Raw genomic sequence first — 4233 nt, forward strand, 5'->3', positions numbered from 1 at the left:
CGCACCGCCACCGTGCTCACCCGCCTGGACCAGGCCGGTGCCATCGATGTCGGCCGGCTCAACATGGTCGAGTTCGCACTCGGCGTGACCGGCCACAACAACCATACCGGCACGCCGCGCAACGCCCACGACCCCGAGCGCATCACCGGCGGGTCGACCTCGGGCGGTGCCACCGCCGTGGCGGCGGGCCTGGTGCCGGCCACGCTCGGCTCCGACACGGGCGGCTCGATCCGCATTCCGGCCTCGTTCTGCGGCCTGGTCGGGATCAAGCCGACCTATGGCCGGGTCAGCCGGGCCGGCGCGATGACGCTCAGCTTCTCGCTGGATCATGTCGGGCCGCTCACCCGCACCAGCCGGGATGCCGCCCTCATCCTCCAGGCGATCGCCGGCCACGACCCGGACGACACCACCACGAGCCGCCTGCCGGTCCCGGTCTACACGGCCGGGCTGGAGCGCGGGGTGGGCGGCCTGCGCCTGTTCCACGCGACCTCCGGGCTCGGCTGCGAGATCGACCCGGTGATCGATGCCGCCGTGCGCGACGCGATCCGGGCCCTGGCCGAGGACGGCGCCAGCGTCACCGAGGGCGGGATGGAGAACATCGCGAGGATCACCGCGATCCGCCGCCTGGTGCTGATGGCCGAGTGCAGTGCCGTGCATCGCGCCCATGTCCAGCAGCGCCATGCCGACTTCGTCCCGCAGACCCTGGCGCGCATGCAGCCGGGCTTCGCGCTGGGTGCGGTCGACTATCTCTCCGCCATGCGCAGCCGGGCTCGGGCGCTCGACCATTTCTGCGCCACCGTCTTCAGCCAGGCCGATCTCGTGGTGCTGCCGACCTGCCCGGTGCAGACCCCGCGGATCGTGGACACCGACACGGGCGGCGACGCGCGCTTCGTCGAGACCGCCAACGCGATCGGCCAGCTGATCGGCCTGTCCAACTGGCTGGGCCTGCCGGCTGTCTCGGTGCCGGTGGGCCTGGACGGCAACCGCATGCCGATCGGCCTGCAGATCATCGGCCGGCCGTTCGCCGAGGCGCTGGTCCTGCAGGCGGCCGCGGCGGTCGAGCGGGTGTTCGGCCCGTTCCGGCCGTCCGGCTTCGCCCTCGCCGGGACGTGACGCTCGACACCAAGACCAAGGGCATCCTGATCTGCCTGTGCGGCATGGCGTGCTTCGGCTGGATGGACGCGGCGAGCAAGACGCTGTCCACCCAGCTGCCGCCCGTGCAGATCCTGTGGGTGCGCTATGCGCTCTCCATTCCCTTGGCGCTGGCCCTGGCCATGCCCGGCGGGCTGCGCACCACGCTGCGCAGTGCCCGGCCGAAGCTGCAGATCGCCCGCGCCATATTCATCGCCGCCGAGATGACCTTCGTGGTGGTGGGCTACCAGACCGTGCCGCTGGCGGACGCCCATGCGATCTTCGCGCTCACCCCGCTCCTGGTGACCGCGCTCTCCGTGCCACTGCTGGGCGAGCAGGTCGGGCTGCGCCGCTGGATCGCGGTGGGCGTGGGCCTGTGCGGCGTGCTGATCATCGTCCGGCCGGGCTTTGCCGAGATCAGCCCGGGCATGCTGATCATGCTGGGCTGTGCCGGCATGTACGCCTTCTATCAGGTGATGACCCGCATCGCCGGCCGCTACGACGCCGCCGCCACCTCGATGGTCTGGCAGACCGTGGGCGGCACGATCGCCCTGTCGCTGGTGGGCCCCTTCTTCTGGATCAATCCCACGGGCGAGCAGTGGCTGCTGCTGGCCATGGTGGCGGCACTCGGCGTGATCGGCCATTTCGGGCTGGTCCTGGCGCTGCAATACGCCCCGGCCGTGGTGGTGCAGCCCTTCACCTACACCATGCTGATCTGGGCCGCGATTTCGGGCTGGGTCGTGTTTGGCGACGTGCCGGGCCCATATGTGGTGCTGGGCGCCCTGGTGATCGTCGCCAGCGGGCTTTATGCCGCGTGGCGCGAGCGCCTGCGCGCCCAGCCCGGTTGACTTCGGCGCGAGCGCCTGTGTAGCCGGACCCGTCCACCGCCCGACCTGTTGTGACCCTGCCGAATGAACCGCCCGACCAAGCCCGCCAAGAGCATCTACAAGAAGCCCGACGAAGTGTTCGACTTCGCGTCCATGGCCGGGATCGAGGCCGCGGCCGAGACCTTCGCCAACAGCTTCATCGAGCGCGGCCTGGAGAACCGGCCGATCCCGATCCATGACGAGGCCGGCTTCGAGGGCATGCGCAAGGCGGGTCGCCTGGCCGCCGACACGCTCGACTTCATCACGCCCCATATCCGCCCGGGCATCAGCACGGCCGAGCTCGACCGGCTGATCGAAGGCTACATGCTCGACCATGGCGGCATCCCCGCCACCAAGAACTACAAGGGCTACCCGGCCTCGTCCTGCATCTCGATCGGCCGGGTGGTGAACCACGGCATTCCCAGCGAGAAGAAGCTCCTCCAGCCGGACGACACGCTCAACATCGACGTCACCGTCATCCTGGACGGCTGGTACGGCGACACCTCGCGCATGTTCGCCCTGCCCAAGGCGAAGGTGAAGGACCTGCTCCTGATCGAGCGGACCTACGAGGCGATGTGGGCCGGGATCAATGTGGTGAAGCCCGGCGCCACGCTGGACGATGTCGGCGAGGCGATCCAGAAGGTGGTGGAAGAGCGCCGCCACGGCGTCGCGTTCTCGGTGGTCGAGGAGTTCGTGGGCCACGGCGTCGGCCGCAACTTCCACGACGCCCCCGAGGTCAAGCACTACAAGACCCCGCGCAAGCTGCAGTTCGAGCCCCGCCCGCCCGTGGTGCTCCAGCCCGGCATGTTCTTCACCATCGAACCCATGGTGAACGTCGGCCGCCCGGACGTGCTGGTGCTGGCCGACGGCTGGACCTGCGTGACCCGCGACAAGACCTCCTCCGCCCAGTTCGAGCACACGGTGGGCGTGACCGAGACCGGTGTCGAGATCTTCACCCGCTCGGCGCTCGGCTACGAGAAGCCCCCCTACAAGCCGGTCCAGCAGGTCGGCTGACCGTCCGGCCATGGCCATCTCCCGCCACGGCCCGGAGGCCTTCGCCGCCATGCGCCGGGCCGGCCAGCTTGCGGCGCAGGCCCTGGCCGCGGCCGGAGCGGCGGTCCGTCCCGGCATCAGCACGGCGGAACTGGACGCGATCGTCGAGGCGACGATCCGCGCCGGGGGCGGCGAGCCCGCGACCAAGGGCATGCGCGGCTTTCCCGCCGCTGCCTGCATCTCGGTCAACCATGTCGCCTGCCACGGCATTCCGAGCCCGACCAAGCGCCTGGCCGACGGCGACCTCGTGAAGATCGCCTTCAAGGCGAGGCTGGACGGCTGGCACGCCGGCATCTGCCGGAGCTTCCACGCCGGCCGGCCCACGGCGCGCGGCCGCCTGCTGGCCGAACGCGCCGAGCAGGCGCTGGCCGCCGGCCTGGCCGTGCTCCGCCCCGGCGCCACGCTGGGCGACCTCGGCCACGCCATCCAGCAGGCCGCCGAAGCCCGCATCGGCGGCGTCGCCTTCGCCGTCCTCCGCGACCTGGGCGGCCACGGCATCGGCCGCGAGTTCTTCACCGAGCCGCACGTCCACCACTGGGGCAGCCCGGGCGAGGGCGACGTGTTGGAAGAGGGCATGTTCCTCTCGGTCCAGCCGATCCTGGTCGCCGGCCGACCCGACACAAAGACCCTGCCCGATGGCTGGTCGACCGTCACCCGCGACCGGGGCTGGGCGGCGCAGGCGGAGCATACGGTGGGGATCACGGCAGACGGGGTGGAAGTGTTCACGGGTGTGAATGCCGCGTGCTAGCGTTCGCGCCATGGAGGTGCGGGCATGGCCAAGTCCACCCAGACTGTGGAAGACGCCGAGGATCCCGGCCCGATGACGGTCGAGGAGTATTTCCGGTGGCGTGAGGGGCGAGAGGAGCCCTGGGAATACATCGACGGCCGGCCGGTCCCGAAATTTCCCTCGGAAGAGAACCCGGTCGTGGCGGTGGCCAGCGGTACGGCCAATCACCACACCATCCAGCTCACCTGTGCCAGCCTGATCCGGGCACGCCGGCCGAAGGGCTGCCGGGTCGCAACCGATGCCACGGTCGAGGTTCAGGACGGGCGGCGGATTCCCGACGTCGTGCTGTCCTGTGCTCCTGCCGATGCGGAGCTGGTGATGCGTGATCCCGTCCTCCTCGTGGAGGTCACCTCGCCGTCCAGCCGATCCGTCGACTTCCTGCACAAGCCTGCCGAG

5 protein-coding genes are annotated in these 4233 nt (G+C 70.4%); all 5 read left to right on the forward strand.

Annotated elements, in window-relative coordinates:
- The coding region (locus tag VNS22_RS13235) for an amidase (protein ID WP_325733129.1) at nt 1-1113 on the forward strand (1113 nt) is incomplete at its 5' end.
- Nucleotides 1110-1979: a DMT family transporter gene (locus VNS22_RS13240; protein ID WP_325733131.1), complete on the forward strand. Its 870-nt coding sequence runs from the start codon at nt 1110-1112 to the stop codon at nt 1977-1979. The genes VNS22_RS13235 and VNS22_RS13240, both read left to right, overlap by 4 nt.
- A 132-nt stretch (nt 1980-2111) precedes the next feature.
- Entirely contained in the window at nt 2112-3011 is a 900-nt protein-coding gene (map, locus tag VNS22_RS13245) for a type I methionyl aminopeptidase (RefSeq protein WP_414653356.1), read from the forward strand.
- 10 nt (nt 3012-3021) lie between these two features.
- Nucleotides 3022-3798, forward strand: a complete 777-nt coding sequence (gene map / locus VNS22_RS13250) for a type I methionyl aminopeptidase (RefSeq protein WP_325733135.1) — start codon at nt 3022-3024, stop codon at nt 3796-3798.
- 24 nt (nt 3799-3822) lie between these two features.
- Nucleotides 3823-4233, forward strand: a 411-nt coding sequence (locus VNS22_RS13255) for a Uma2 family endonuclease (protein ID WP_325733136.1), incomplete at its 3' end; no start/stop codon positions are given.

It is taken from the genome of Geminicoccus sp. (genome assembly GCF_035556675.1).
GTDB lineage: Bacteria > Pseudomonadota > Alphaproteobacteria > Geminicoccales > Geminicoccaceae > Geminicoccus.